21 protein-coding genes and 4 tRNA genes are annotated in these 25,080 nt (G+C 38.5%); 6 read left to right on the top strand and 19 right to left on the bottom strand.

Going from position 1 to position 25,080, the window contains the following annotated elements; genetic code table 11:
- Positions 1 to 103: 103 nt before the first annotated feature.
- The 10 genes from Q4489_RS13260 to Q4489_RS13215 form a co-directional block, all read right to left on the bottom strand.
- Complete coding sequence (locus Q4489_RS13260) at positions 104 to 2,014, bottom strand: SurA N-terminal domain-containing protein (RefSeq protein WP_303481129.1); 1,911 nt, start codon at positions 2,012 to 2,014, stop codon at positions 104 to 106.
- A 187-nt stretch (positions 2,015 to 2,201) separates the two neighbouring features.
- Positions 2,202 to 2,474, bottom strand: coding sequence for a nucleoid-associated protein HU-beta (gene hupB / locus Q4489_RS13255; RefSeq protein WP_074499445.1), 273 nt, complete (start codon positions 2,472 to 2,474; stop codon positions 2,202 to 2,204).
- A 293-nt stretch (positions 2,475 to 2,767) separates the two neighbouring features.
- Complete coding sequence (gene lon / locus Q4489_RS13250) at positions 2,768 to 5,125, bottom strand: endopeptidase La (protein ID WP_303481125.1); 2,358 nt, start codon at positions 5,123 to 5,125, stop codon at positions 2,768 to 2,770.
- 210 nt (positions 5,126 to 5,335) lie between these two features.
- Complete coding sequence (clpX, locus tag Q4489_RS13245) at positions 5,336 to 6,616, bottom strand: ATP-dependent protease ATP-binding subunit ClpX (protein ID WP_286271928.1); 1,281 nt, start codon at positions 6,614 to 6,616, stop codon at positions 5,336 to 5,338.
- 83 nt (positions 6,617 to 6,699) lie between these two features.
- Positions 6,700 to 7,338 carry an ATP-dependent Clp endopeptidase proteolytic subunit ClpP gene (gene clpP / locus Q4489_RS13240; protein ID WP_286271926.1) on the bottom strand — a complete coding sequence of 213 codons (639 nt, stop codon included), beginning with the start codon at positions 7,336 to 7,338 and terminating at the stop codon, positions 6,700 to 6,702.
- An 86-nt stretch (positions 7,339 to 7,424) separates the two neighbouring features.
- A complete protein-coding gene (gene tig / locus Q4489_RS13235) occupies positions 7,425 to 8,732 on the bottom strand; it encodes a trigger factor (protein ID WP_303481123.1) in 1,308 nt (435 codons plus the stop codon).
- A 997-nt stretch (positions 8,733 to 9,729) separates the two neighbouring features.
- Positions 9,730 to 9,806: transfer RNA gene (locus Q4489_RS13230), tRNA-Pro, on the bottom strand.
- Positions 9,807 to 9,814: 8 nt separating this feature from the next.
- A tRNA-His gene (locus Q4489_RS13225) sits at positions 9,815 to 9,890 on the bottom strand.
- Between the two features lie 8 nt (positions 9,891 to 9,898).
- Positions 9,899 to 9,975: transfer RNA gene (locus Q4489_RS13220), tRNA-Arg, on the bottom strand.
- Between the two features lie 54 nt (positions 9,976 to 10,029).
- Positions 10,030 to 10,106, bottom strand: a tRNA-Pro gene (locus tag Q4489_RS13215).
- Positions 10,107 to 10,387: 281 nt separating this feature from the next.
- Here Q4489_RS13215 and folD point away from each other — a divergent pair.
- Positions 10,388 to 11,245, top strand: coding sequence for a bifunctional methylenetetrahydrofolate dehydrogenase/methenyltetrahydrofolate cyclohydrolase FolD (gene folD, locus Q4489_RS13210; protein WP_303481122.1), 858 nt, complete (start codon positions 10,388 to 10,390; stop codon positions 11,243 to 11,245).
- A 74-nt stretch (positions 11,246 to 11,319) separates the two neighbouring features.
- Here the strand turns inward: folD and cysS are convergent, their stop codons facing one another.
- The gene (gene cysS, locus Q4489_RS13205; protein ID WP_303481120.1) at positions 11,320 to 12,705 is read right to left on the bottom strand and encodes a cysteine--tRNA ligase; all 1,386 of its coding nucleotides are present in this window, start codon (positions 12,703 to 12,705) and stop codon (positions 11,320 to 11,322) included.
- A gap of 139 nt (positions 12,706 to 12,844) precedes the next feature.
- Between cysS and Q4489_RS13200 the strand changes: the two genes are divergently transcribed.
- Positions 12,845 to 13,336, top strand: coding sequence for a peptidylprolyl isomerase (locus tag Q4489_RS13200; RefSeq protein WP_303481118.1), 492 nt, complete (start codon positions 12,845 to 12,847; stop codon positions 13,334 to 13,336).
- 13 nt (positions 13,337 to 13,349) lie between these two features.
- A complete protein-coding gene (lpxH, locus tag Q4489_RS13195; RefSeq protein WP_303481116.1) occupies positions 13,350 to 14,084 on the top strand; it encodes a UDP-2,3-diacylglucosamine diphosphatase in 735 nt (244 codons plus the stop codon).
- Here the strand turns inward: lpxH and miaE are convergent.
- Positions 14,074 to 14,847, bottom strand: coding sequence for a tRNA isopentenyl-2-thiomethyl-A-37 hydroxylase MiaE (miaE, locus tag Q4489_RS13190; protein WP_303481114.1), 774 nt, complete (start codon positions 14,845 to 14,847; stop codon positions 14,074 to 14,076). The genes lpxH and miaE overlap by 11 nt on opposite strands.
- A gap of 301 nt (positions 14,848 to 15,148) precedes the next feature.
- On the opposite strand from miaE, the gene Q4489_RS13185 reads away from it, so the two are divergent.
- The 3 genes from Q4489_RS13185 to Q4489_RS13175 all read left to right on the top strand — a co-directional run bounded on the left by Q4489_RS13185 (position 15,149) and on the right by Q4489_RS13175 (position 17,673).
- A complete protein-coding gene (locus Q4489_RS13185) occupies positions 15,149 to 16,402 on the top strand; it encodes a cytochrome C (RefSeq protein ID WP_303481112.1) in 1,254 nt (417 codons plus the stop codon).
- 170 nt (positions 16,403 to 16,572) lie between these two features.
- Entirely contained in the window at positions 16,573 to 16,851 is a 279-nt protein-coding gene (locus Q4489_RS13180) for a hypothetical protein (protein ID WP_303481111.1), read from the top strand.
- A gap of 222 nt (positions 16,852 to 17,073) precedes the next feature.
- Positions 17,074 to 17,673: a Yip1 family protein gene (locus Q4489_RS13175; protein WP_303481109.1), complete on the top strand. Its 600-nt coding sequence runs from the start codon at positions 17,074 to 17,076 to the stop codon at positions 17,671 to 17,673.
- 70 nt (positions 17,674 to 17,743) lie between these two features.
- On the opposite strand, the gene purF is transcribed toward Q4489_RS13175, so the two are convergent.
- The 7 genes from purF to Q4489_RS13140 all read right to left on the bottom strand — a co-directional run.
- Positions 17,744 to 19,261: an amidophosphoribosyltransferase gene (gene purF, locus Q4489_RS13170; protein ID WP_303481107.1), complete on the bottom strand. Its 1,518-nt coding sequence runs from the start codon at positions 19,259 to 19,261 to the stop codon at positions 17,744 to 17,746.
- 18 nt (positions 19,262 to 19,279) lie between these two features.
- Positions 19,280 to 19,768 carry a CvpA family protein gene (locus Q4489_RS13165; RefSeq protein WP_074499462.1) on the bottom strand — a complete coding sequence of 163 codons (489 nt, stop codon included), beginning with the start codon at positions 19,766 to 19,768 and terminating at the stop codon, positions 19,280 to 19,282.
- A gap of 69 nt (positions 19,769 to 19,837) precedes the next feature.
- A complete protein-coding gene (locus Q4489_RS13160) occupies positions 19,838 to 20,443 on the bottom strand; it encodes an SPOR domain-containing protein (RefSeq protein WP_303481104.1) in 606 nt (201 codons plus the stop codon).
- Between the two features lies 1 nt (position 20,444).
- Complete coding sequence (gene folC / locus Q4489_RS13155; protein WP_303481102.1) at positions 20,445 to 21,704, bottom strand: bifunctional tetrahydrofolate synthase/dihydrofolate synthase; 1,260 nt, start codon at positions 21,702 to 21,704, stop codon at positions 20,445 to 20,447.
- Between the two features lie 7 nt (positions 21,705 to 21,711).
- Entirely contained in the window at positions 21,712 to 22,569 is an 858-nt protein-coding gene (gene accD, locus Q4489_RS13150) for an acetyl-CoA carboxylase, carboxyltransferase subunit beta (protein WP_303481100.1), read from the bottom strand.
- A gap of 143 nt (positions 22,570 to 22,712) precedes the next feature.
- On the bottom strand, positions 22,713 to 23,495 hold the full coding sequence (truA, locus tag Q4489_RS13145) for a tRNA pseudouridine(38-40) synthase TruA (protein ID WP_303481098.1): 783 nt from the start codon (positions 23,493 to 23,495) through the stop codon (positions 22,713 to 22,715).
- 139 nt (positions 23,496 to 23,634) lie between these two features.
- On the bottom strand, positions 23,635 to 25,080 hold a 1,446-nt coding region (locus Q4489_RS13140), incomplete at its 5' end, for a FimV/HubP family polar landmark protein (protein ID WP_303481096.1).

Here is a 25,080-nt window from a genome sequence, read left to right as displayed (position 1 = left end):
AAAGATTAAGGGGTCAGGTACAAAGATTAATAAGAATTAGACATGAGTAGATAGTATAAAGGCCGCTATGCGGCCTTTATACAATTCACGTATTTATGCAAAATTAATATTGATTAGACGCCTGTATCGATGAACGACGTGTAATCTTGGCTTCTGCTTTTAACGCTTCAACGTAAGACGCATAAGCTGATTGTGCCAATTGTTGCGTAAGTTGTTCTGCTAAGCGCGGTGCTGTCTCCGTTTCTTCGCTTTCATTTACCGCGGTTACATTAACAACAGCATAGTCACCTGTTGTCAAACTTACCGTTGTTGCAGAAACAGTATCTTCTTTTGGATGAGGCAATTTGAAAGCTTCTCGCACTAAGTTAGCGTCAAGGTTACTACCATATCGTGCAACATCAGCTTGTTGTTCAAAGCTTGTTTGACTCGCAGCTAATTGCTCATCAACGGCTTCTTCGCTTCTTAGTGAAGCGAGCAGTTCTTCCGCTGCTGTTTGTGCCTGTGTTTGCGCTTTTTGTGCCGTTAACGTTTCACTGATCGTTGCTTTAACTTCATCAAGCGGTTTTACATTTGCCGCTTGATATTCATTAACACGCAAGACTAAAGCTAAGCTATCGCTTACTTCAATAATGTCTGAGTTAAGGCGTTCTTCTAACACTAAAGAAGAAAACGCAGCCTCTATTGCTTTAGGGCTATCAAAAGGCGCAGAATTGCTGTTTTTTGTTAACCAGTCAGAAGTTTGAACGTTTACATTAATTGCTCCTGCAGCATCTTCTAAGCTATCTGGTACTTCGAAGCTTAATTCTGCAGCACGTTGTTGTAATTCAAAGTACTTATCTTGCGCTTTATTCTGACTTACCATAACTCGTAAATCTTCAACAACATCAGAGAACGGTTTAACCTTTTCATCTTCTAATGCCGTTAATTTGATTAAGTGCAAACCAAAGTCAGTTTCTACAACATCTGACACTTCTCCAATTTCAGTTAACGCAAATGCTGCATCGTCAAATGCTTCATCCATTGCACCTCGTTCTATCCATTCTAGGTCACCACCATTTTCACCACTAAACACATCGGCTGATAACTCTTCAGCTAAAGCCGCAAACTCTTCACCATTAGCAAGGCGTGTTTGAATGTCTTCAATTTTAGCGATTGCTGCCGCTTCATCATCTTCATTTTCGATTAAGATGTGCGAAACTCTGCGTTGCTCTTCTTGACGATAATTTGCAATATTACTTTGATAATAATCTTGCAGTTCTTGATCTGAAACCGTTATGTTTTTAGCAATTTCGTTAACGTCGATAGTAATGTAATCAACTTTTACTTTCTCTGCGTTTTGATAACGAGCTTGGTTAGCTTGATAATATTGTAAAATTTCTTCATCTGTTACCGACACACCGTCAATAAATTGTTCAGCTGAAATAATGGCGTAGCGTAAATCTCGCTTTTGATTTTGTAATGCCATCACTTGTTTTTCTTGGAACGGTACACTAAATTCTGTTGCGACCAATGCTTGTGAAAGCTGTCGTCTAGTCATTTCTACACGTAGGTAATCGCGAAAATCAGATGACTGATAAAAACCGTTCTGGTTTATCACTGCTAAATAACGGTTATTGTCAAACTCACCTTCCACTTGAAATGCAGGCATTTCACGGATGGTTTTTTTAATTTGTGCATCACTTACACGAATCGACAAATCACTTGAGGCTTGATCTATTAGCTCTTGGTTGATCAAATTATCAACAATACTATTTCTAAAGTTAGCCATATATGAAGCATCAGACGCTAATGTTTCAAACATTTCGCCATATTGTTGCGCCATATTAGCACGCTGCTGCTGAAACGCTTTATCGAACGAAGCTTGCGATATTTTAACGCCATTAACCTCTGCAATTGATGTATCAACACTATTGGTATAACTACCTATCCCTGCTACTGCAAAAGTAAGGATAATAAAACCAAGAATAATCTTTGCGACTAATCCTTGAGAATTTTCTCTTATATTTTCTAACATCGTTTTCTCTCAACACTAGGTTTTTAAACCTGAAGATAATTATCTGCGCGCGATTTTATCAGATGGAACGCTAAGCTTGAAGCTATCTGTAAAATTATTCGAAAGATTCTTATTATATTTTTGGTAGATAGATAACAAAAGACCACCCTTAAGGTGGTCTTTTGGAATGCTTATTTAGTAACTGTGATTAGTTACAAGCATCTTTTAAAGCTTTACCAGCTTTGAAAGATGGAATTTTTGCTGCAGCAATTTCAATAGTAGCACCAGTTTGTGGGTTACGGCCTGTGCGTGCTGCACGATCACGTACTGAAAAAGTACCGAAACCAACAAGAGCAACTTGCTCACCACTTTTTAATTCTTCTGTAACAGCTTCGATAAATGAATCTAAAGCACGACCAGCCGCTGCTTTAGAAATGTCAGCACCCGCAGCAATTTTCTCGATTAATTGAGATTTATTCACAGTATATTCCCCTTCAATTGTTATTATTCAGCGCCATCTTTTGTTAATTTAGCGTCCTGCAAAAGCTTTTATAACAAGCTTCTTTTTGAACATCAAGCACTGAGTTAAAGAAAATCTAAAATTAAGATAATTTTATTTATCTCTAGCAGACCCCTTGTTTATATTGGGGTACAGCGCTATTAGCCTCATTAACTTACCATAGTTACAGCGTTTGGAAAGCCTTTATTGCAAATTTTTGCTATTTTTTTCACTTTTTTTGCTTATTTACTCAAAAAAGCATCAGTTTTCAGGTGCTAACCGGTAATTTTTACTTTTTCAACGGGATTTTCTAATGCAATGTCGAGCACTTCTTCAATCCATTTTACGGGATGAATTGCTAAGTCAGCTTTGACATTATCTGGAATTTCTTTTAAATCACGTTCATTATCTTTCGGGATAACCACCGTTTTTATACCACCACGGTGTGCGGCCAACAATTTTTCTTTTAACCCACCGATTGGCAATACTTCACCACGAAGGGTAATTTCACCTGTCATAGCTACATCTGCTTTTACCGGGTTACCCGTTAAACTTGATACTAACGCAGTACACATACCAATACCGGCACTTGGGCCATCTTTTGGTGTTGCTCCTTCAGGTACATGCACGTGAATATCACGTTTCTCGTAAAAATCATCATTAATGCGAAGTGCCTCCGTACGGCTACGTACAACCGTCATCGCTGCTTGTATAGACTCTTGCATCACATCACCGAGTGAACCGGTATAACTGAGTTTACCTTTTCCTGGTACTGACGCTGTTTCGATAGTAAGTAACTCACCACCTACAGAGGTCCAAGCTAAACCAGTCACTAAACCAACGCGGTTCTCATCATCCGCTTTACCATAATCAAAGCGTTGCACACCAAGAAAGTCAGCCAAGTTATCCTGTGAAATTTCGACTGATTTCACTTTTTTGTCTAACAAGATCGTTTTAACGACCTTTCGGCACAGTTTAGAAATTTCTCTTTCTAAACTACGTACGCCAGCTTCTCTTGTGTAATAACGAATAATGCCAATAATTGCACTGTCTTTTACGGTAATTTCGCTGTCTTTTAAGCCATTACGTTTAATTTGTTTGGTTAACAAATGACGTTTAGCAATATTAAGCTTTTCATCTTCGGTATAACCAGACAAACGAATAACTTCCATACGGTCAAGTAATGGCCCTGGAATATCCATACTATTAGATGTTGCTACAAACATAACATCTGAAAGATCATAATCAACTTCCAAATAATGATCATTAAAGCTGGTATTTTGCTCTGGGTCTAATACTTCTAATAACGCAGAAGATGGATCTCCGCGCATATCTGACGCCATTTTGTCAATTTCATCTAATAAAAATAGCGGGTTTTTAACCCCTACTTTAGCAATTTTCTGAATCAGTTTACCCGGTAATGAACCAATATATGTTCTTCGATGTCCGCGAATTTCAGCTTCATCTCTGACGCCACCTAAAGCCATTCGCACATATTTACGTCCGGTTGCCTTAGCAATTGATTGCCCTAAAGAGGTTTTACCAACACCAGGAGGCCCCACTAAACATAGAATTGGCCCTTTTAACTGACTAACACGCTGTTGAACGGCAAGATACTCGATAATGCGTTCTTTGACTTTATCTAATCCATAATGATCTTTTTCTAATACTTCTTCCGCCAAGGCCAAATTTTTCTTCAATTTACTGCGTTTCTTCCATGGAACACTTGTCATCCAATCAATATAACTACGCACAACGGTTGCTTCAGCTGACATCGAAGACATCATTTTAAGCTTTTGAAGTTCAGCTTGTGTTTTCTCTTTCGCCTCTTTTGGCATTTGAGCATCTTCAATTTTTTTCGCGATTTGTTCTAACTCATCAGGTACATCGTCCATATCACCTAATTCTTTTTGAATCGCTTTCATTTGCTCATTCAAGTAATATTCGCGCTGGCTTTTTTCCATCTGTTTTTTAACGCGAGTACGTATTTTCTTTTCAACTTGCAGTAGATCGATTTCGCCTTCCATCAATGCCATCAGATGCTCTAATCGTTTAGCAACATCTTTAATTTCAAGCACATTTTGCTTTTCTACTAGCTTTAATGGCATATGGGCGGCCATGGTATCAGCTAATTGTTCAGCATCATCAATGCCTGAAATTGATGTAAGTACTTCCGGCGGAATTTTCTTATTTAATTTAACGTAACCTTCAAATTGCGAAATAGCTGAACGCACTAACACATCTAAACTGTCTTCGTCGCTATTTTCAGTGCTTAAATAGGCAATATTTGCGGTAAAATATTGTTCTGTTTCAACAAACTCGGTGACTTCTGCTCGCCTAACCCCTTCAACTAGCACTTTCACTGTGCCATCTGGCAGCTTCAACATTTGTAAAATAGTGGCGACAGTGCCTGTAGCAAACACATCATTTTCGCTGGGATCATCAACTGCGGCATCTTTTTGAGCAACAAGGAAAACCTGCTTGTCACTTTCCATTGCGATGTCTAAACAACGAATCGACTTTTCACGGCCAACAAATAAAGGAATGACCATTTGTGGATAAACAACAACATCACGTAAGGCCAAAACGGGAACTTCACTAATTTTGCTGACAGGATTTGATTCTTCAGACATCGGGGACTCTCTTAAATGCAAAAATCTTAGGTGTTAATCTTTAGTAAAAACTATATGGGGTTATTCGCAACGCTTTCAACAATTAGTTTAAAAAAAGCATATGTTCGTACAATAAACACACAACATAGTTCTATAATGCAGTTTTTTCACGGATAATTTTTAAAAGATAAAAAAAAGAGTACCGAAGTACTCTTTTTAATCAATCACTAATTAACTATCAGATGCAGCTTTATCTTGTGCAGACTCGTATATCACAATAGGCTTAGACTCACCTTTGATGACAGTTTCATCTAATACAACTTTTGTAGCGTTTTCCATCGTTGGTAGTTCATACATCGTATCAAGTAAAACACCTTCAACGATAGAACGTAGCCCACGAGCACCTGTTTTGCGTACCATTGCTTTATTTGCAATAGCTTGCAGGGCATCTTTTCTAAACTCTAGTTCAACACCTTCCATATCGAACAATGCGGAATATTGCTTGGTTAACGCATTTTTTGGCTCTTGAAGTATTTGGATCAATGCACTTTCATCAAGCTCACTTAAGGTAGCTACTACCGGTAACCGACCGATGAACTCAGGAATTAAACCATATTTAACTAAATCTTCTGGTTCAACTTCTTGAAAGCGTTCAGTCAATGACTTCTTACTATCAGTTGCTTTAACTTCAACACCAAAACCAATGCCAGCACCTGTATCACAACGCTGTTCAATCACTTTATCTAGGCCGGCAAATGCACCACCACAAATAAATAGAATCTTAGAAGTATCAACCTGCAAAAACTCTTGCTGAGGGTGTTTACGACCACCTTGTGGAGGCACAGAAGCAACAGTACCTTCTATTAGTTTTAATAATGCTTGTTGTACACCTTCACCTGACACATCGCGTGTAATAGACGGATTATCAGACTTACGAGATATTTTATCGATTTCATCGATATAAACGATACCACGTTGTGCCTTTTCAACATCATAATCACATTTCTGAAGTAACTTCTGAATGATGTTTTCAACATCTTCACCTACGTAACCAGCTTCGGTTAACGTGGTTGCATCTGCCATGGTGAAAGGTACATCAAGTAAGCGAGCTAACGTTTCAGCGAGTAACGTTTTACCACTGCCTGTAGGCCCAATAAGCAAAATATTACTTTTGCCTAATTCAACGCCATTGTGAGAATCACCATTACGTAAACGCTTATAATGATTATAAACGGCTACCGACAGCACCTTTTTAGCATGCTCCTGTCCGATAACATAATCATCAAGGCTTTCTCTAATTTCTACTGGTGAAGGTAAACTTTCCTTTTCTTGCTTAGGAGAAATTTCTTTGATTTCTTCTCGAATGATGTCGTTACATAGCTCAACACATTCGTCGCAAATAAATACCGAAGGGCCAGCAATTAACTTACGCACTTCATGTTGGCTTTTACCACAAAACGAACAATATAATAACTTGCCGTTATCACCGTCACCTTTTTTAATATCGGTCATACGGTACCTCTAAATTATTCAATATCTATATGATAAGTATTTCACAAAATAAGCAGATCTCAATGTCTATACTTACTTTAGTGTTACTTTTCGGCTCTACGTTCAAATATGGAGTCAACTAATCCATAATCAACTGCTGCTTGCGCACTTAAGAAGTTATCACGATCAGTATCAACAGATACTTTTTCAAGTGGCTGCCCTGTATGTTCTGCCATCAAACGATTCATTTTCTCTTTGATGGTCAAAATTTCTTTCGCATGAATTTCAAAATCAGATGCTTGACCTTGAAAGCCTCCTAAAGGCTGATGGATCATAACACGAGAGTTAGGCAAACAATAACGTTTCCCCTTTGCACCACCTGATAATAAGAACGCTCCCATGCTTGCTGCTTGACCAACACACACAGTGCTAACATCAGGGCGAATAAACTTCATGGTGTCGTAAATAGCCATACCCGCAGTGACTGACCCGCCTGGCGAATTAATGTATAAAAAAATGTCTTTTTCTGCGCTTTCCGATTCTAAAAAAAGCATTTGTGCGACAATCAGGTTAGCCATGTGGTCTTCAACCTGGCCGCATAAAAAGATAACGCGCTCTTTGAGCAAACGAGAATAAATATCATAAGAACGCTCACCCTTTGCTGTTTGTTCAACAACCATAGGGACTAAGGCGCTTTCAATTTGGCTATTCGTACTTTGAGATTTAGTAAGAGAAGTGATCAACACGGTTTCCTTTTAAAAAAAAATGGCTCATATGTTTCCATACAAGCCATTTAAGCTATTGCGTGAACTATTGTCAATCAAAAAGCTTATTTAGCTTCCGGATTCATAATATCTTTGAAGTTAGACTTCTTGTCTTTTACCTTTGCGCCAGCAAGTAAAACTTCAACGGCTTGTTCTTCAAGCGCTACGTTTTGCATTTGCTGATTCATTTCTTGGTTAGACTTGTAGTATTCAATCACTTCTTGTGGATCTTCATAAGCAGAAGCTGCAGATTCAATCAACTCAGTGACTTTAGCTTCGTCAACTTTTAATTCATTTTGCTTGATAACTTCACCAAGTAATAAACCTACTTTAACACGACGCTCTGCTTGTTCTTGGAACATTTCAGCTGGTAGCTCAGGTAAGTTTTTAGGGTCCATTTGACCACCAAAACGTTGTAAAGCTTGTTGACGAAGTACATCAATTTCTTGAGCAACTAATGACTGTGGTAAGTCAACACTGTTGGTTTCAAGTAAACCATTGATCACTTGCTCTTTCACTTTAGTTTTAACCGCTTGTGAAAGTTCACGAGCCATGTTTTTGCTTACTTCATCACGAAGTGCATCTACACCACCGTCTTCAACACCGAATAGTTTAGCAAATTCGTCATCGATTTTTGGTAATACTGGGCCTTCAGTTTTGTGCACTTTGATATCAAATTCAGCTTCTTTACCCTTTAAGTTCTCAGCATGATAATCATCAGGGAAAGTCACAGAAATTGTTTTTTCTTCATCAACTTTCATACCGGTGATTTCTTTCTCGAAACCAGGGATCATACGGCCAGCACCAAGTTCTAATTCAAAACCTTCAGCTTTACCACCTTCAAATTCTTCACCATCAACGCGGCCTAAGAAATCAATCGTTAGCTTATCGCCTTTCTTAGTTTTACGCTTATTTTCTTTCCACGTTTGGTGTTGTTTCTGTAACGTGATAAACATTTCATCAATGTCTTTGTCTGTTACGTCAACATCTGGGCGCTCAACGGTAATTTTATCTAAATCTTTTAATTCAACTTCTGGATAAACTTCGAACGTTGCTTCAAATTCTAGATCTTGACCATCTTCATTACTTTTAGCAACGAATTGAGGACGACCTGCTGGATTAATTTTTTCAGCAACAATCGCTTCTACGAAATTACGTTGCATGACTTCACCAGCGATTTCTTGGCGTACAGCTTTTCCGTAACGCTTTTGAATAACAGAAGGTGGAACCTTACCAGGACGGAAACCATTGATCTTTTGTGTCTTCGCAATATGACGAAGACGGTTTTTTACTTCAACGTCTACTTTCTCTGCAGGAACTGAAATCGTTAATTTACGTTCCAAACCTTTTGTAGTCTCAACTGAAACTTGCATTTACATACCTCAATATTTAGTACTTTTTAGCACTTTCAAAAATGCATCTATATTCTGAGCAACAAGCTTTCTTGTTGTTCGAAACCTATCTGATGACTAGCTAGGCTCGAAATAAATCCGAATCAAAGATGAATAGATTAAAAATAATGACGCGAAATTATAGCGGCGCTTTCAGCCAGAGTCGAGAGCTCTAAGCAATTAATTTTTGAACGATTGATTAAATTACAGCTAATCATTCCCAAGCCTAGAGAATATAAGGGTTTTATTAACATTAGTTCAATTTAGAAAAAAACATTTTTATACCGCTTCTAGCGGCATTGTTGCGTATTCAATCGATGGGGCACAACAAAAAACAAGCTTCATTGAAATCAGTGGTGATAAAAATGAATAGCTTTACTGGATATTTGAATACAAAGTAAGGGCAAATAGAGCATATAACTCAGCGAGGAAATTTTAATCAGCAACGCTGTTTTTTTTTAAATCAGTTAATACAAAATAATATTAATAAATAATTTAATTGATAGAATCTTTAACTGCTAAAAAAGAAATGCTTCTCAGAAGTTCAAGCTCAAAGAGGACAAGTGCTCGGTGATGCAAGATTATTCCGTACTTCCTGTACTCCACCCTTCGGGCCGCACTACGTGCGTTCAACATTGTTCCAGACTTTGTATTCCGTACATCCTGTACTCCACCCTACGGGCCGCACTGCGTGCGTTCAAAATTGTTCCAGACAATTTTGTCGACTTGCTTCGCAAGTTCTCATCTTATTCAAAGATCGTGAATTTATACTAAAGTTATTGAGATATTTTCTGACATAGAGAAAGTGGTCGGTGATGCAAGATTATTCCGTACATCCTGTACTTCACCCTACGGGCCGCACTACGTGCGTTCAACATTGTTCCAGACAATGTTGTCGACTTGCTTCGCAAGTTCTCATCTAGGTGTAATTTTGCAATATATTTTTTACGTTTGAAAAGATGCTTTCAAAAAGAGAAAGTGGTCGGTGATGCAAGATTCGAACTTGCGACCCCTTGGACCCAAACCAAGTGCGCTACCAAGCTGCGCTAATCACCGACGAAAGATGGGGTGGCTAATGGGACTTGAACCCACGACAACCGGAATCACAATCCGGGGCTCTACCAACTGAGCTATAGCCACCACAGGAATGGCACGCCCTGTAGGAGTCGAACCTACGACCCACGCCTTAGAAGGGCGTTGCTCTATCCAGCTGAGCTAAGGGCGCACATGACCTACAAGTGCGTTTTTAAATTTAACAGTATTTCGAAAAATTTAAAAGTGGTCGGTGATGCAAGATTCGAACTTGCGACCCCTTGGACCCAAACCAAGTGCGCTACCAAGCTGCGCTAATCACCGACGTTTTGTTAAAAACATGCTTGCTTTCAACGGGTGCGGATATTACCGAGTTGGCGTTTACTCGTCAAACGTTTTTTAATAAAAATTACGTGTTCGGTCACTTTTACAGCAAACCCAGAGTAATTCACGGCTATTTGCTTAAAAAGTAGCTAAAAGTTAAGTTTTATGAATAAAAACTAACTTAGTCAAAATGAATACAATATATCAACAAATAGCATCTACACCTACTAAGTAAAATATGCGAAAATGTCGACGTTTTTAATCTAATCTTCCTAGGAATTATGACTGCATCTCTCATTGACGGCAAAAAAATTGCGCAAGAACTCAGAACTTCTGTAAAGACAAAAGTAGAACAGCGCGTTTCACAAGGCTTGCGTGCGCCTGGTTTAGCGGTGATTTTAGTAGGCAAAGATCCAGCTTCGGAAGTATACGTCGGCAGCAAACGTCGTGCTTGTGAAGAAGTTGGTTTTGTTTCTCGTTCATATGACTTACCAGAAACTACTTCAGAAGATGAATTACTATCTCTAGTAAGAGAATTAAATAATGATGATGCGATAGACGGTATTTTAGTGCAATTACCTCTACCTGAAGGGTTAGATGCTAATTTGGTGATAGAAACAATCGCGCCTCATAAAGATGTTGACGGTTTTCACCCATCAAATGTTGGTAAATTAGCGCTAAGACAACCTGGCCTTCGTCCCTGCACGCCAAAAGGTATCATGACCTTATTTGAATCTACGGGTGTACACCCTCACGGTTTAGACGCTCTGGTAGTGGGTGCATCAAACATTGTAGGTCGGCCAATGACTCTAGAGTTATTACTTGCTGGCTGTACGGTGACCACAACCCATCGCTTTACAAAAAATTTAGAAACAAAAGTGCGTAACGCAGATTTACTAGTAGTCGCTGTTGGCAAACCTGCTTTTATACCTGGCGACTGGATAAAAGACGGCGCCATTGTCATTGATGTGGGTATTAACCGTTTAGATAACGGTACATTAGTCGGTGATGTTGAGTTTGACGTAGCAAAAAATAAAGCGGCCTTCATCACTCCAGTGCCTGGCGGTGTTGGCCCGATGACGGTAGCAAGTTTAATTGAAAACACGCTTATCGCCTGTGAAGAATTTAGCCAATCATAAAAATTAGCCTATTAAAAAAGCCCGGTTAACCATAAGTTATCCGGGCTTTTTACTATCAAATAAAAAGGTACGTACTAGCCTTTACGCCAGGTTGTTTTACCTGCACTATCTTCTAATATAATATTCATCGCTTTTAATTTATCACGTGCTTCGTCTGCAAGCGCCCAATTTTTGTCAACGCGCGCTTGATTACGCTGAACGATTAACGCTTCAACTTCAGCAGCTTCATCATCATTTCCACCTTGTAAAAAGGTAGCAGGTTCTAATTGAAATAAGCCAAGCACATTACCAAGTTGCTTCAAGGTACCTGCAAGCTGCACAAGTTCTTCACTTGCATTCTTTTGTTTAGCTACATTTATTGCTTTTGCTAAATCAAATAACACTGACAACGCTTGCGGAGTATTAAAATCATCATCCATTGCTTTGATAAACGCCAATACATGCACTGATGATTTATCAAGTTGAAAATCAGCTGGCACATCAGTATCACGTAATGCCGTATATATACGCTCAACTGAGGCACGCGCTTGCTCTAAATTCTCTGTAGAGTAATTTAATTGGCTACGATAATGCCCTGTGGTTAAAAAGAAACGTGTGGTTTCTGCATCGTACTGTTTTAATACATCACGAATAGTAAAAAAGTTACCAAGAGATTTTGACATTTTCTCTTGATCGACCTGTACCATGCCGGTATGCATCCAGTAGTTCACATACGGTGTATCTAATGCGCAGCAGCTTTGAGCAATTTCATTTTCATGATGTGGGAATTGCAAATCAGAGCCACCACCATGAATATCAAAATGCTTACCTAATTCTTTCGCATTCATTGCAGAACATTCTATATGCCAACCTGGGCGACCTGCGCCCCAAGGCGAATCCCAACTAGGTTCTTCAGGTTTCGCTGTTTTCCATAAGACAAAATCCAAAGGGTTACGCTTTGTAGTATCTACATCAACACGTGAGCCCGCTTGTAACTGTTCTAAATTTTGGCCACTAAGTTGTCCATATTCAGCAAAGCTTGACACATCAAACAATACATCGCCGCTTTCGGCAACATATGCATGTTTCTTGGCGACCAATGAATCAATCATGTCAATGATTTCAGCCATGTGCGTTGTTACACGAGGCTCTAAATCAGGGCGTAATATGTTTAATGCATCGAAATCTTCATGCATATAACCAATGGTACGCTCAGTAAGCTCTTCTGGCGTTTCATTATTTTCAATCGCACGCTTAATGATTTTATCTTCAACATCAGTAATGTTACGCACGTAATTTACATCGAAACCGGAAAAACGCAGATAACGCACTATATTGTCAAAACTGATGTATGTGCGAGCGTGGCCAATGTGGCATAAGTCATAAACGGTACAACCACAAACATACAACCCTACTTTACCTTGATTAATCGGTGTAAATGTTTCCTTTTCACGGGTAAGTGTATTGTACATCTGTAACATGAGGTTTTCTGACTCCTAAAAGACGGGTTTATTTAAGCTTCGGCATTGTAACCGAACTCTGCATTATAATCACCACTTCCCTTTACAGAATTAGCCATTAGGTTACAATCCTTCCACAAACTTTATTAGAGATAGAAATATGATCACTTTTCAAACTTCGTTAGGCGATATCAAAATTGAATTGAACTTCGATAAGGCGCCTGTTACTGCAAAAAATTTCGAACAATACGCTAAAGATGGCTTCTATAATGGCACTATCTTTCATCGTGTGATCAAAGGTTTTATGGCGCAAGGCGGTGGTTTTGCTTCAGGAATGGACGAAAAAGAAAGCGGTGAAAGTATTGAAAATGAAGCCAACAACGGCTTATCGAACAAGCGTGGTACTTTAGCTATGGCCCGTACGCAAGATCCGCATTCAGCGTCAGCACAATTTTTCATTAACTTAACGGATAATGACTTTCTCGACTTTAAAAACGAAACCGTTCAAGGTTGGGGATATTGTGTATTTGGTGAAGTAGTTGAAGGTATGGATATTGTTGACAAAATGACACTGGTTGAAACAGGTCGCTTTGGTTTTCATGATGATGTACCAAAAGATGAAATCATTATTAACGATACAATCGTTGAATAAAATTAGCTAACGTATGTCGAATATCACTTACTTTATTGCCGACTTACATTTAGCAGAAGACAGGCCGGATATTACGGCCTGTTTTTTGTCATTTCTTAAAAAAGACGCACCAAAGGCCCAAGCGCTTTATATTTTAGGTGACCTATTTGAGTATTGGATCGGCGATGACGATGATTCTCCACTGGTGAATCAAATTGCACAAAACCTTAAAATACTTAGTCAGACAGGCACGGCAATATATTTTATTCAGGGGAATCGAGACTTTCTGCTAGGAAAACGCTATGCACAGCGCTGTGGCATGACTTTATTACCAGATGTCACAACAATTGACTTATATGGTGAAAAAACCGTAATCATGCATGGTGATACCTTGTGTACACGTGATGTTGACTACCAAGCATTTAGAAAAAAATCACGTAGTTGGTGGTGGCAAGCCATGATAAAAAGCTTACCACTTTTTATCAGACGAAAAATCGCACAAAATTATCGCAAGAAAAGCGCTCAATCGACCGCGATGAAATCCCAAGACATCATGGATGTTACGCCAGATGAAGTAATTCAATGTTTAAAAAAGCATCAATCAAAGCTTCTGATCCATGGCCACACCCATCGCCCAGCAACACATGAATTAACGGTAAATGGTGAGCCAGCTAAACGCATAGTATTAGGCGATTGGTATGAACAAGGCTCTATATTATATGTAAGCAATGACAGTATTACGCTAGAAAATATGCCTTTTAGTCGTTAAGTGAGCACGCAGGTACACCTGAATGAAACTTAAAATCTTCATCGGGTGTTAGAATAAGCTCCGCTTCTATCTCACCGAAAAAGGCAATTCGCTCGGAAATATCGTGGCCGGCTATTTCTTCTGCCAGGGTTAAATAATCTTGATAATGGCGAGCTTCACTACGCAAAAGTGAAATATAAAAATCCCCTAAGCGTTTATCAACATGAGGCGCTAACTTTGCAAACCGTTCACAAGAACGCGCTTCAATGTAAGCGCCCACGATTAATTTATCAATCATTGCATCGGGCTCAAATGTTTTCACGTTGCGCAACATACCTTTAGCATATCGACAAGGAGTGATACTGCGATATTCAACATTGTATTCATCCATGATCTCTAGCACCTGATAAAAATGGTGTAATTCTTCTTTAATCAACACTACCATTTTATCAATTAAATTTTGACCGTAATCAGAATCAGATTTCGGGATCACTGCTTTTGATAATTTATTTTTTTCAGGTAATACACGCCAATCCCCTTCTCGTTTATAAATAAGTGTTTCAAAAGGCTCTAACCAGGCTAGTAAAGCATTAGCACTTTCTTTATCTACAGCATATTTACGAATTAAGAACATTGCAGATTGTGCAGCTTTTAACTCACAAATTAAATGATCGATAAGGACAATGTCGAGGTTCTCTTTCTTTTTTGCTTCATCAACCCACGCTTGTGGAGTTTCACATTTAAGGAATGATTGTATCGGCGTTAATAATACTTCTATCGACATTGGTGTTAATTCTTCACGATAATTTAAGGATAAAGGTAAATATTAACATAGGCCAATTAAGGACACTTTGATTATTTCAAAGAAATTATCCTTCCTTTCATCAATACTTCTCTAGCTTAGGAGCAAGTAGTGTCACGAAACCTGCTTAACAATAGCCAAGTTAAAAAATAAAGTTGAATAGCGCTATTTCATCACTTTTTTGTGTCTGCTCTTGTTAGTTTTATATTTACAGACAGCCATCGTTAAACTACCGTTAGGTTTCATAGGATTAAATCATGACAATAGTAATATAGGAACCAAAATGACTTTGCGATTTATTAAGTACACAATTTTATTTATTGCCAGTAGTCTACTTTCTTTAACAGCCTTTACCCAGCCATACAATAACATGCTGGTAAATGACCCTATGAATAATGAGGGAAAGGCACTTGTAGAACAATATTGTACCGCTTGCCACCGTATCAATATGATCACGCGAAGTTCAGGGTATAACGCCGATGGCTGGCAAACGTTAATTCACACCATGATCAACTTTTCTAACAGCCCAGCTATTGAAGAAAAAATTGTGAGTTACTTAGCCAAAAATTATCCACCCAATGATAAACGAACACCTAACTTAATATCAGGTGATACCGAAATTAGTTTTACCACTTGGCATACACCAACCCTTGGACAACGTTCTCGAGATCCGATAGAAGCAGAAAATGGTGATATTTGGTGGGCAGGCCAACGTGCAAACCTTATTGGTCGTATTGATCCTGACAGCGGCGAAATGAAAGAATATACCCTGCCAGATAATGCGATGCCACATACAGTGACAACTGATAGTGATGGCAATATTTGGTACACAGGAAATAAAAATGGCACCATGGGTAAGCTAAATATAAAAACGGAAGCCATTACTGAATTTCCGATGCCTGACAAACAAGCTAAAGATCCTCACAGTGCAATCTTCGATAATAAAGGCATACTTTGGTTTACCCTTCAGCATAGCAATATGATTGGTAGATTAAACCCAGAATCAGGCGAAATAAAACTAGTAACGATGAACGCTCCTAAATCTAAACCTTATGGAATTAAAATTGATGATGAAGGCACTCCATGGGTAGCCTGCAACGGTAGAAATTGTTTAGTTAAAGTTGACCCAAAAACGATGGCATTAACCGATATTACCTTACCAAATAAAGCAACAAGAGTGCGAAGATTAGATATCGCAGCAGACGGTATGATTTGGTATGTTAATTCATCTCAAGGGCGATTAGGCCGTTACAACCCTGACACTGGAGATATTAAAGAATGGCCTTCTCCAAGTGGCAATAAGTCTCACCCATATGCCATAGCCGTGATTGATAATATCGTTTGGTATAACGAGTCAGGCATGAGACCAGATGCATTAGTGAGGTTTGATCCCAAAAGTGAGATCTTTCAAAGCTGGGCTATCCCATCAGGTGACGTTTATGCAGGAATTGTAAGGCATATGCGAAAAACCAAACAAGGGGATTTGTTAATTCATCAAAGCAGCACGAGCAAAGTCATCAGAGTGAATATAGAGTAGGATGCGCCCTCGAGTTACAAAAATTCTGTTGAGCGCTTAAGTCGCGTGATTGACCAAATAATTCTATCAATGAATATTTGAATCTGACAAGGTTTTGCCTGAGCAAAAGTATATAAATTGAATAAAGCGTGAGATACTTATCAAACCGTTTTAAATGAAACATTGATGCCATGGCTAAAAAAGCAATTAATAAATTACTCGAAAATCATAAACAATTGATCCACAGCGAATCATTAAAAGTTATCTCACATGTTCAAAGGGAAGAAGATGATTGGATCCTAAACACCATCATGTTTGAAAATATTGATGTGCCATTTAAATATAAACGTAAAAAGCAGTATCGGTGCTTATCTGGACAAAAAGTCAATGTTACCTATTATCCTGCAACTGAGACTATTGCTGGATTTGAGATGGAAATAATGAATATTGTCCGAATAAAAGTCAGCTAAATTTCCCCACTTTGATCATATTTCTCTTATCTATTTTAATTATAATGAAAAATGATTTGCTACGATTTTAGTATAAAATTCACTCTGTTCTTGACTATATCTTCAACATCTTCCATAAATAACATATCAACTATAAAAATAATAACGTTGAACACACGCTAGCGGATAATAATAACAACAACCGCATAAAGCGATTTTGGGGACTGAGTAAGAGGATATAAAATGATATTAAATCATATATGGGGGCTTTATGCTCATCCAAAAGAAGAATGGCGCACAATAGAAAAACGCCATGAAAGTTACATGTACAGTGTTGTGCATATACTAACAATCGCACTGATACCAGCTATATGCAGTTATTTTGCAACAGCACATATTGGTTGGTCTATTGGTGCAGGTCCAGTAATTAAAATTGCAGAATCAAGCGCTTTAGCAATGTCTGTTGCCATGTATTTCGGAATCATTGTTGGTGTTTTGGCACTTGCTTATTTGATTCAATGGATGGCTATCACGTTTAAAGCCTCACCTGACTTTTCACAATCACTTGAACTAGCGTCGTACACTGTTACACCTTTATTAATGGTTGGGTTAACAGCCTTATATCCTGTACTGTGGTTTGTAACACTTTCTGGTCTTGCTGCACTGGCTTATTCAATTTATTTACTTTATTCAGGAACGCCTATAATGATGAACATACCTGAAGAAAGTGGTTTTATTTATTCAAGCTCAGTTGTCACTTGTGGTTTAGTATTGCTTGTCGCGTTAATGGCGGTTAGCGCTATTATGTTTGGTATGGGATTTAGTACCGAATATATTCGATAATACTCGCTAGCTTTATAATAATAAAGGCACCAGAAGGTGCCTTTATTTTTTCTATAAACTGAAATTAAAATTATTCAGAACCTTCATTATGCATATCAATAATGGAATCGGCATTTTTATCTGACGTTTCTTTTACTTCGTTATTTCTTAATGCATCAAGCCTTTCTAAGTAATCTTGATCAATATCTTTGGTAATGTATTGGCCATTGAACACTGATGTTTCAAACTTTTTAATATCAGGATTAGCGGTCCGAACAGCCTCTTCTAAATCTTCAATCGATTGGAAAATCAATTTGTCAGCACCAATTAACTGGCAAATGTCTTCTAATTCTCTACCGTGAGCAATTAATTCATTCGCACTAGGCATATCAATGCCATAAACATTTGGAAAACGTATTTCAGGTGCAGCTGAGGCAAAGTAAACCTTTTTAGCGCCTGCTGCGCGTGCCATTTCAATAATTTGCTCAGAGGTAGTACCACGTACAATTGAATCATCAACTAATAAAACGTTTTTACCTTCAAACTCTGCCCCTATGGCATTTAGCTTACGTCGTACTGATTTTTTACGTTGTTCTTGCCCAGGCATAATGAACGTTCTACCAATATAACGATTTTTAACAAAGCCTTGTCTGTAAGGTAAATTCAACGTTTGTGCTATTTGCAATGCGGTATCACAAGATGTTTCAGGAATTGGAATTACAACATCAATATCTTCATCAGCCCACTCTTTTGCAACCTTAGCACCAAGTTTTGTACCCATTTCAACGCGTGAACCATAAACGGAAATTTTATCCATGGTCGAATCAGGGCGTGCAAAATAAACATATTCAAAAATACATGGATTAAAGCTAGGGTTTTCAGCACATTGTTTACTATGTAATTGACCATCTTCTGTAAAGAAAATAGCTTCACCGGGTGCAACGTCTCTGACAAACTCAAAATCGCTTGCATCTAATGCAACCGATTCAGAAGCGATCATATACTCTGTGCCTTTCTCAGTTTCTCTTTTACCAAAAACCAAAGGACGAATACCATTAGGATCACGAAAAGCAACCATGCCATGGCCAATGATCACAGCAACACTTGCATAGGCACCACGAACACGTTTATGTACATTAGCAACCGCAGTAAAAATATCATCAGGTGTTAAATCTAAACCACCAATATGTTGTAACTCATGGCCAAGTATATTTAACAAAAGCTCTGAGTCAGACGTTGTATTTACGTGGCGACGTGCTTCTTTAAAAAGCCAATCTTTTAATTCTTGCGCATTGGTTAAATTGCCATTATGTGCAAGTGAAATACCGAAAGGTGAATTTGCATAAAATGGTTGCGCTTCTGATGAACTAGACGTACCTGCAGTTGGGTAACGAATATGGCCAATGCCAATATTACCTTGAAGTCTTAGCATATGGCGCGTATGAAAAACATCTTTCACCAAGCCATTCGCTTTTCTGAGTCTAAAGGTGTTATCGTGAATAGTCACGATACCTGCAGCGTCCTGGCCACGATGCTGAAGAACTGTTAAGCCATCATATAAAGATTGCCCAACCGATGTATTACCAACAATGCCAACTATACCACACATGTAGTTTACCCCGATGTTTTAAACTTGCTGTAAAAAACTGGATGATTGTTTGAGATACTCAAAAAACCATTCAATAATTAATGAAAATTCAGGTATCAATAAAGAGTTCTGCCACCATTCGCTTGAAGGTGCAGGCGTAAATGCATCCATAAAAAATAATATGGCGCTACTCACTAATGCGCCCCTTAGCGCACCAAAAACCAACCCTAATACGCGATCTGTTCCTGATAACCCTGTTTTAGTTACCAGTTGCCCAATAACATAGTTAACAATGGCACCTATGATTAGCGTAGAAATAAATAAAATAGCAATGGCAGCGCCATTACGAAGGAGTTGATCAGATATGTTAGTTAATAGCGTAGCTAGTTTTAAGTAGAAAGTACTGGCAATAAAGAAGGCACTGATCCAAACAACAAGCGAGATAGCTTCTTTAACAAAACCTCTGATAAGGCTGATCAGTGTTGAAATACCTATGACTGCCAAAATGGCATAGTCTACCCAAACCATAAATTACGTGTCTCATCGATTAGAGGCGCGCATTCTACCAGAACACGCACTAAGATCGCTAATATTTTATTATTTTGTTGGCTGAAATTTGGCAATTTTTCCTTGCACTTTCGTTAACTCTTTAAGTGCCGGAAGTTTTTTCTCTAGGCTAGACTTCACTAATTCAGGACCAATAAATACTTTTGTTAATGTGCCACTTTTTGTATTTATCGGCTTAGTGAAGACGGTATAACCTGCTTTTTTTAATTTACGCGTTAGGTCTGCTACATTTTTTTTATGGCGAAAACTACCCAATTGGATCACCCAAGCTTGCTCGTCAGTTATTTTTTCAGGCAAAGCGGTGACTTTTGAATCAGAAGAAACGGGTTGATTGCTATTATCACCAACATCCGATTCAAGCTTATTATTAGCATCTTGTTCAACAGGCGCCTTTTCTTGATTATTGTCGTCTAAGGCTACTTCATCTGTTAATTCTTCTTTAGGTAATTTCGCTATTTTATCTTCATCAATTGTTAAACTATTAGGCTTAAAATCAACTTTTGGCGCTGTTGGTATATTTTCAAACTCTTCCTGATAGGTTTGTTTTTCACCGTCGAGTAAATCGGGTAAAAAAATAATAGCAACGGCGGCAACGATAATAGTACCAACCAATCTATTTTGAAAAGGTGTAGACAAATTAACTCCTATCTAGCAATGTTTTTACTTTTGCGACGGTATAAAACGAACCAAAAACTAAAATTAAATCTCGATTATTGGCTGTTGACCTAGCCATTTTAAAGCCGTCAATGACGTTGTCAAAAGTTAAAATATTTTGCTCAGTAAAATATGACGCTAAATATTCTTTACTTGCACCCCGTGGTATATCATCAAGCCCTGAAACAAACCACTTTTTTATATGGGGAAATAAGGGAGTGATCGTACTGCTAATATCTTTATCCGACAACATGCCAATAACCGCATATACGTTTTCACAATTATAATTGCTCACCACTTCTGCTAAGTATCTCGCAGCTAATGGGTTGTGACCTACATCGAGTAGAATATCACCCTCACACTGTATAAGTTCTGTTCTGCCAGACACTTTGGTTTCATTAATAAGCGCGACAACCTTTGCCTGCGATAAAGGGTAATCTAACAGCTTTAGCACCTGTAGTGCAGTTGCGGTGTTATCTTTAGGAATAAATCCTTGTGGAAGGTTACTAAATGAAGTGCCTTGACAATGCCATTGCCAACTAGATCTGTCTTCAATCACAAAAAATTCTTTTTCGCGGCAATATTTTATACTGCTTAAAGTATCTGCATGTTTAATGACACTGCTAGGTGGATTACTGTCTCCAATTACAACCGGTTTTTTAGTACGCATGATACCTGCTTTTTCAAAACCAATTGACTCTCTATCATTCCCTAAAAACGCTTGGTGATCTAAGTCAACCGTTGTAATTACGGCAATATCAGCGTCGATAATGTTAGTTGCATCTAACCGGCCACCTAAGCCAACTTCTAAAATAATATACTGCGGCTTTGTTGCGTTTAAAACAGTTAATGCTGCTAACGTTGTGTACTCATAATATGTTAATGATATATCACCACGTAGAAGCTCTATTTGCTCAAAAGCATCAACTAGTGAGTAATCATCAATATCTTGTTTATTTATGCGTAAACGTTCATTAAAACGATGAATATGCGGTGATGAATACACAGCGACACTATGATCGTTTGCAAGTAAGGCATTTTCAATAAAGGCACATGTTGTACCTTTACCATTTGTACCTGCCACCGTGATAACAATGGAACGTTCGAAGTTTAATCCTAAGCGCTTAGCAACTTTGCTAATACGAGTTAACCCCATATCAATTTCAGTGGCATGAATACGTTCAATATAAGAAAGCCACTCATCGAATGAACGATTTGAGTGGCTTGTATCAATATTCTTCATAGATAAACTAACTGGCTCGTAACTCTTGGTTAGTAAACTTAGCTAATACTCTTGCTAGCGTATCGCGCATGTCACGACGGTTAACAATCATATCAATTGCGCCTTTCTCAAGTAAAAACTCACTGCGCTGAAAACCTTCTGGTAATTTTTCACGCACCGTTTGTTCAATAACTCGTGGACCAGCAAAGCCAATTAATGCTTTTGGCTCGGCAACATTGATATCCCCTAACATTGCTAAACTTGCTGATACGCCACCCATAGTAGGATCAGTTAACACTGAAATATAAGGTAAGCCTTTTTCTTTCATTTTAGCAAGTGCAGCGCTAGTTTTAGCCATTTGCATTAACGAAAATAATGCTTCTTGCATTCGTGCTCCACCGCTTGCTGAAAAACAAACTAGTGGCACTTCATGCTCTAAACAATATTCTGCCGCCTTAACAAATCTTGCACCAACAACTGATGCCATAGAACCGCCTAAAAATGAAAACTCAAAAGCCGCAGCGACTATCGGTAAACCATGAAGTTCACCATGCATAACAACTAAAGCATCTTTTTCGCCGGTAGATTTTTGAGCAGCAGTCAACCTATCTTTATATTTCTTTGAGTCTTTAAATTTTAATTTATCTTGAGGCTCAAGATCGGCACCAAGTTCAACGCGTTCACCTACATCAAGAAAATGCTCTATTCTCTTACGTGCTGAAATTCGCATGTGGTGATCACATTTAGGGCATACAGATAAAACACGTTCTAGTTCAGCTTTGTACAACATCGCGTTACATGATGTACATTTTTCCCAAACCCCTTCAGGTATATTACGCTTTTGAGAGGTTTTTGCTTTTGGGAGAATCTTTTCAATCCAGCTCATAATTTCACTTTCATCAATGCTTGAATTTTGTTTATATAATAAACAGTTATACAGTCAATCGCCACAATGGCATTTAACCCGTAATTAGAACATAACATAAGGTGGTTTGAATATAAAAAACTGGTCTGCCCTGTATATTATGGTTAATTAAAAAATATTGGTCCTAACGGACTACTGGGTAGTTGATATTTTTCTGGGTACGTCACATCAACAAAGTATAAACCATTCGCTGGTGCTGTCACACCGGCAAGGCATCTATTTTTTGCTGCCAGTACCTCTGCTATCCATTCAACTTCTTCTTGGCCTCGACCGACCCGCATTAAACTACCGGCGATATTTCTTATCATGTGGTGTAAAAATGCATTACCTTTAACGTCAATACAAAGATAGTTGCCTTGTCTAGAAACCTGACAATGCTCTATGGTTCTTACTGCACTCGGTGCTTGACAATGTACAGTTCTAAAACTGGTAAAATCATGTTCACCAACAAGAAACTGAGCCGCTTTATGCATCAGCTTTTCATCAAGAGGATAATGATTAAAGGTTAATCCCGTTGAAAAAATGGCAGGTCTCAACGGATTATTATAGATAATATAGCGATATCGACGAGAAGTTGCGCCAAATCTAGCATGGAAAGTTTCATCGACAGCTTTCACCCAAGTAACGGCTATGTCTTTCGGTAAATGCGTATTAACGCCAAGAGTCCAAGCTACTTCTTTGCGAACGTTATGAGTATCAAAATGTACGACTTGATTAGTCGCGCTTACACCTGTGTCTGTACGGCCAGCACAGATCACGTTAATAGGTTCATTCGCTATTTTAGATAACGCCTTTTCTAACGTTTCTTGTACGCTGACCACATTATTTTGACGCTGCCAACCACAATATTGGCTACCATCATATTCAATACCAAGTGCAAATCGCATACTTCATAAACCGCAATATCTATTAAAAATCGCGGCGAATTATCCACTATTTTGTGGTATTTTGCGAATAAATCGCGCTATCAAAGCGACATTCTCAATGTAAAACTAACGAGTGTACCGTATTGCGCTGATAAGTTAGTTACTTTAAGCCATCTAATAACTGCTGTGCTTCATACTGCTGATCAGCATCACCTAGTTTAACCACATCTTGTAAAATGACTTCAGCATTATCATTATCGCCAATTTCAATATACACTTTTGCCAAGTCTAATTTAGCAGTCACGCCACTGTCATCATCTTCATCAACATCAATTTGGTTGATATCTCGAGTGAACTCTGGAAACTCACCTAAGCCTACATCAATATTTGTTTTATCATAAGGTTCTTCATCATCAGAGCCTTCTGATAATGTTTCAGAGATTAATTCATCTACAGAAATGAAATTTTTGTTTTGGCTTTCTGTGTCTTGAGAAAAATCATTCGATGTTTCTTTTTCTTCTGCTTGCTGTTCAGCAGAAACGTTAAAACTTTCAGAGCTTGACTCTGCAGGCTCTTCTTCAATATTTGCTAAAAGCTCGTCAAAATCTAAATTATCGAGTTCTTCAATATCTTCTAACTCTTTCGCTTCTACTTTTTCAATCTGTGTCTTTTCATTATCATCAGCCAATAAATCGGCTAATACATTACTATCTGTAAAATCAGGCGTAATTTCAACGGCTTCATTACTTGTTTGCTCGTCGTTTAATAATTCTGATAACGTTGATTCGTCAAATTCTGCGTTTAAATCAGCTTGAAGTTCATCCGATAAGCCATCAGTGATATCTTCTGTGTTTGCTGATTCAATATCATCGCCAATTTCAAGCGGTTCATCATCAGATAGCGCACCGCTTTCTTGTGCAACCTCGGCAAGCAAATCGTCAATATCTAAATCTTCTTCAACACTACCTTGTTGTTCCTGGGGTGAAACTTCTTGTTTTTCTTGTTCTTCCGCTAAAAGAGCGTCAATATCAATATCATCTGAAACTTGTTCTTGAGTAACAATGGGCTCAGGTTCTTCAACATTCGACTCCGCTAACTCACTTAAATCTACAGCTAAAAACGATTCAACATATTCCTCTGGCAGGTTATCAATTAATGCTTTGTTATCACCTTCGGTTGGCGAGCTTTGTTCGATTTCACTTGGCTGTTCATCTTCAACAGTTGGTATAGTGTCATTTGAAGGTTCTGCTTCAACCAGTGGATTATTTTCGGATGCAGTAGGTGCCGCCATAGAGTCCATTAGTGCGTCGATGTCATCAGGATCGCTTAACTCGGACGATAAATCATCGTCAACTGACGGCGTTTCTTCTGGTGATGGCTCGTTTGGCGCTGCCGCCATAGAGTCCATTAGTGCGTCGATGTCATCAGGATCGCTTAACTCTTGCGATAAATCATCGTCAACTGACGGCGTTTCTTCTGGTGATGGCTCGTTTGGTGCTGCCGCCATAGAATCCATTAGCGCGTCGATGTCATCAGGATCGCTTAACTCTGACGATAAATCATCGTCAACTGAAGGTGTTTCTTCTGGTGATGGCTCGTTTGGCGC

The organism is Thalassotalea sp. 1_MG-2023, from assembly GCF_030546745.1.
In the GTDB taxonomy this organism is placed as follows: Bacteria; Pseudomonadota; Gammaproteobacteria; order Enterobacterales; family Alteromonadaceae; genus Thalassotalea_C.
Note: the sequence above shows the minus strand (reverse complement) of the source record. Positions and strands in the feature narration are given on the sequence as shown.

Coding starts and splice junctions, on each gene's coding strand:
- Q4489_RS13165 (WP_074499462.1), bottom strand. CDS start 19,768: ATGGTTTGGGTAGACTATGCCATTTTGGCAGTCATAGGTATTTCAACA.
- Q4489_RS13180 (WP_303481111.1), top strand. CDS start 16,573: ATGGCTAAAAAAGCAATTAATAAATTACTCGAAAATCATAAACAATTG.
- miaE (WP_303481114.1), bottom strand. CDS start 14,847: ATGTCGATAGAAGTATTATTAACGCCGATACAATCATTCCTTAAATGT.
- cysS (WP_303481120.1), bottom strand. CDS start 12,705: ATGTTACAGATGTACAATACACTTACCCGTGAAAAGGAAACATTTACA.
- clpX (WP_286271928.1), bottom strand. CDS start 6,616: ATGACCGATATTAAAAAAGGTGACGGTGATAACGGCAAGTTATTATAT.
- lon (WP_303481125.1), bottom strand. CDS start 5,125: ATGTCTGAAGAATCAAATCCTGTCAGCAAAATTAGTGAAGTTCCCGTT.
- Q4489_RS13260 (WP_303481129.1), bottom strand. CDS start 2,014: ATGTTAGAAAATATAAGAGAAAATTCTCAAGGATTAGTCGCAAAGATT.
- purF (WP_303481107.1), bottom strand. CDS start 19,261: ATGTGTGGTATAGTTGGCATTGTTGGTAATACATCGGTTGGGCAATCT.
- tig (WP_303481123.1), bottom strand. CDS start 8,732: ATGCAAGTTTCAGTTGAGACTACAAAAGGTTTGGAACGTAAATTAACG.
- folD (WP_303481122.1), top strand. CDS start 10,388: ATGACTGCATCTCTCATTGACGGCAAAAAAATTGCGCAAGAACTCAGA.
- accD (WP_303481100.1), bottom strand. CDS start 22,569: ATGAGCTGGATTGAAAAGATTCTCCCAAAAGCAAAAACCTCTCAAAAG.
- Q4489_RS13200 (WP_303481118.1), top strand. CDS start 12,845: ATGATCACTTTTCAAACTTCGTTAGGCGATATCAAAATTGAATTGAAC.
- folC (WP_303481102.1), bottom strand. CDS start 21,704: ATGAAGAATATTGATACAAGCCACTCAAATCGTTCATTCGATGAGTGG.
- lpxH (WP_303481116.1), top strand. CDS start 13,350: ATGTCGAATATCACTTACTTTATTGCCGACTTACATTTAGCAGAAGAC.
- truA (WP_303481098.1), bottom strand. CDS start 23,495: ATGCGATTTGCACTTGGTATTGAATATGATGGTAGCCAATATTGTGGT.
- Q4489_RS13185 (WP_303481112.1), top strand. CDS start 15,149: ATGACTTTGCGATTTATTAAGTACACAATTTTATTTATTGCCAGTAGT.
- Q4489_RS13175 (WP_303481109.1), top strand. CDS start 17,074: ATGATATTAAATCATATATGGGGGCTTTATGCTCATCCAAAAGAAGAA.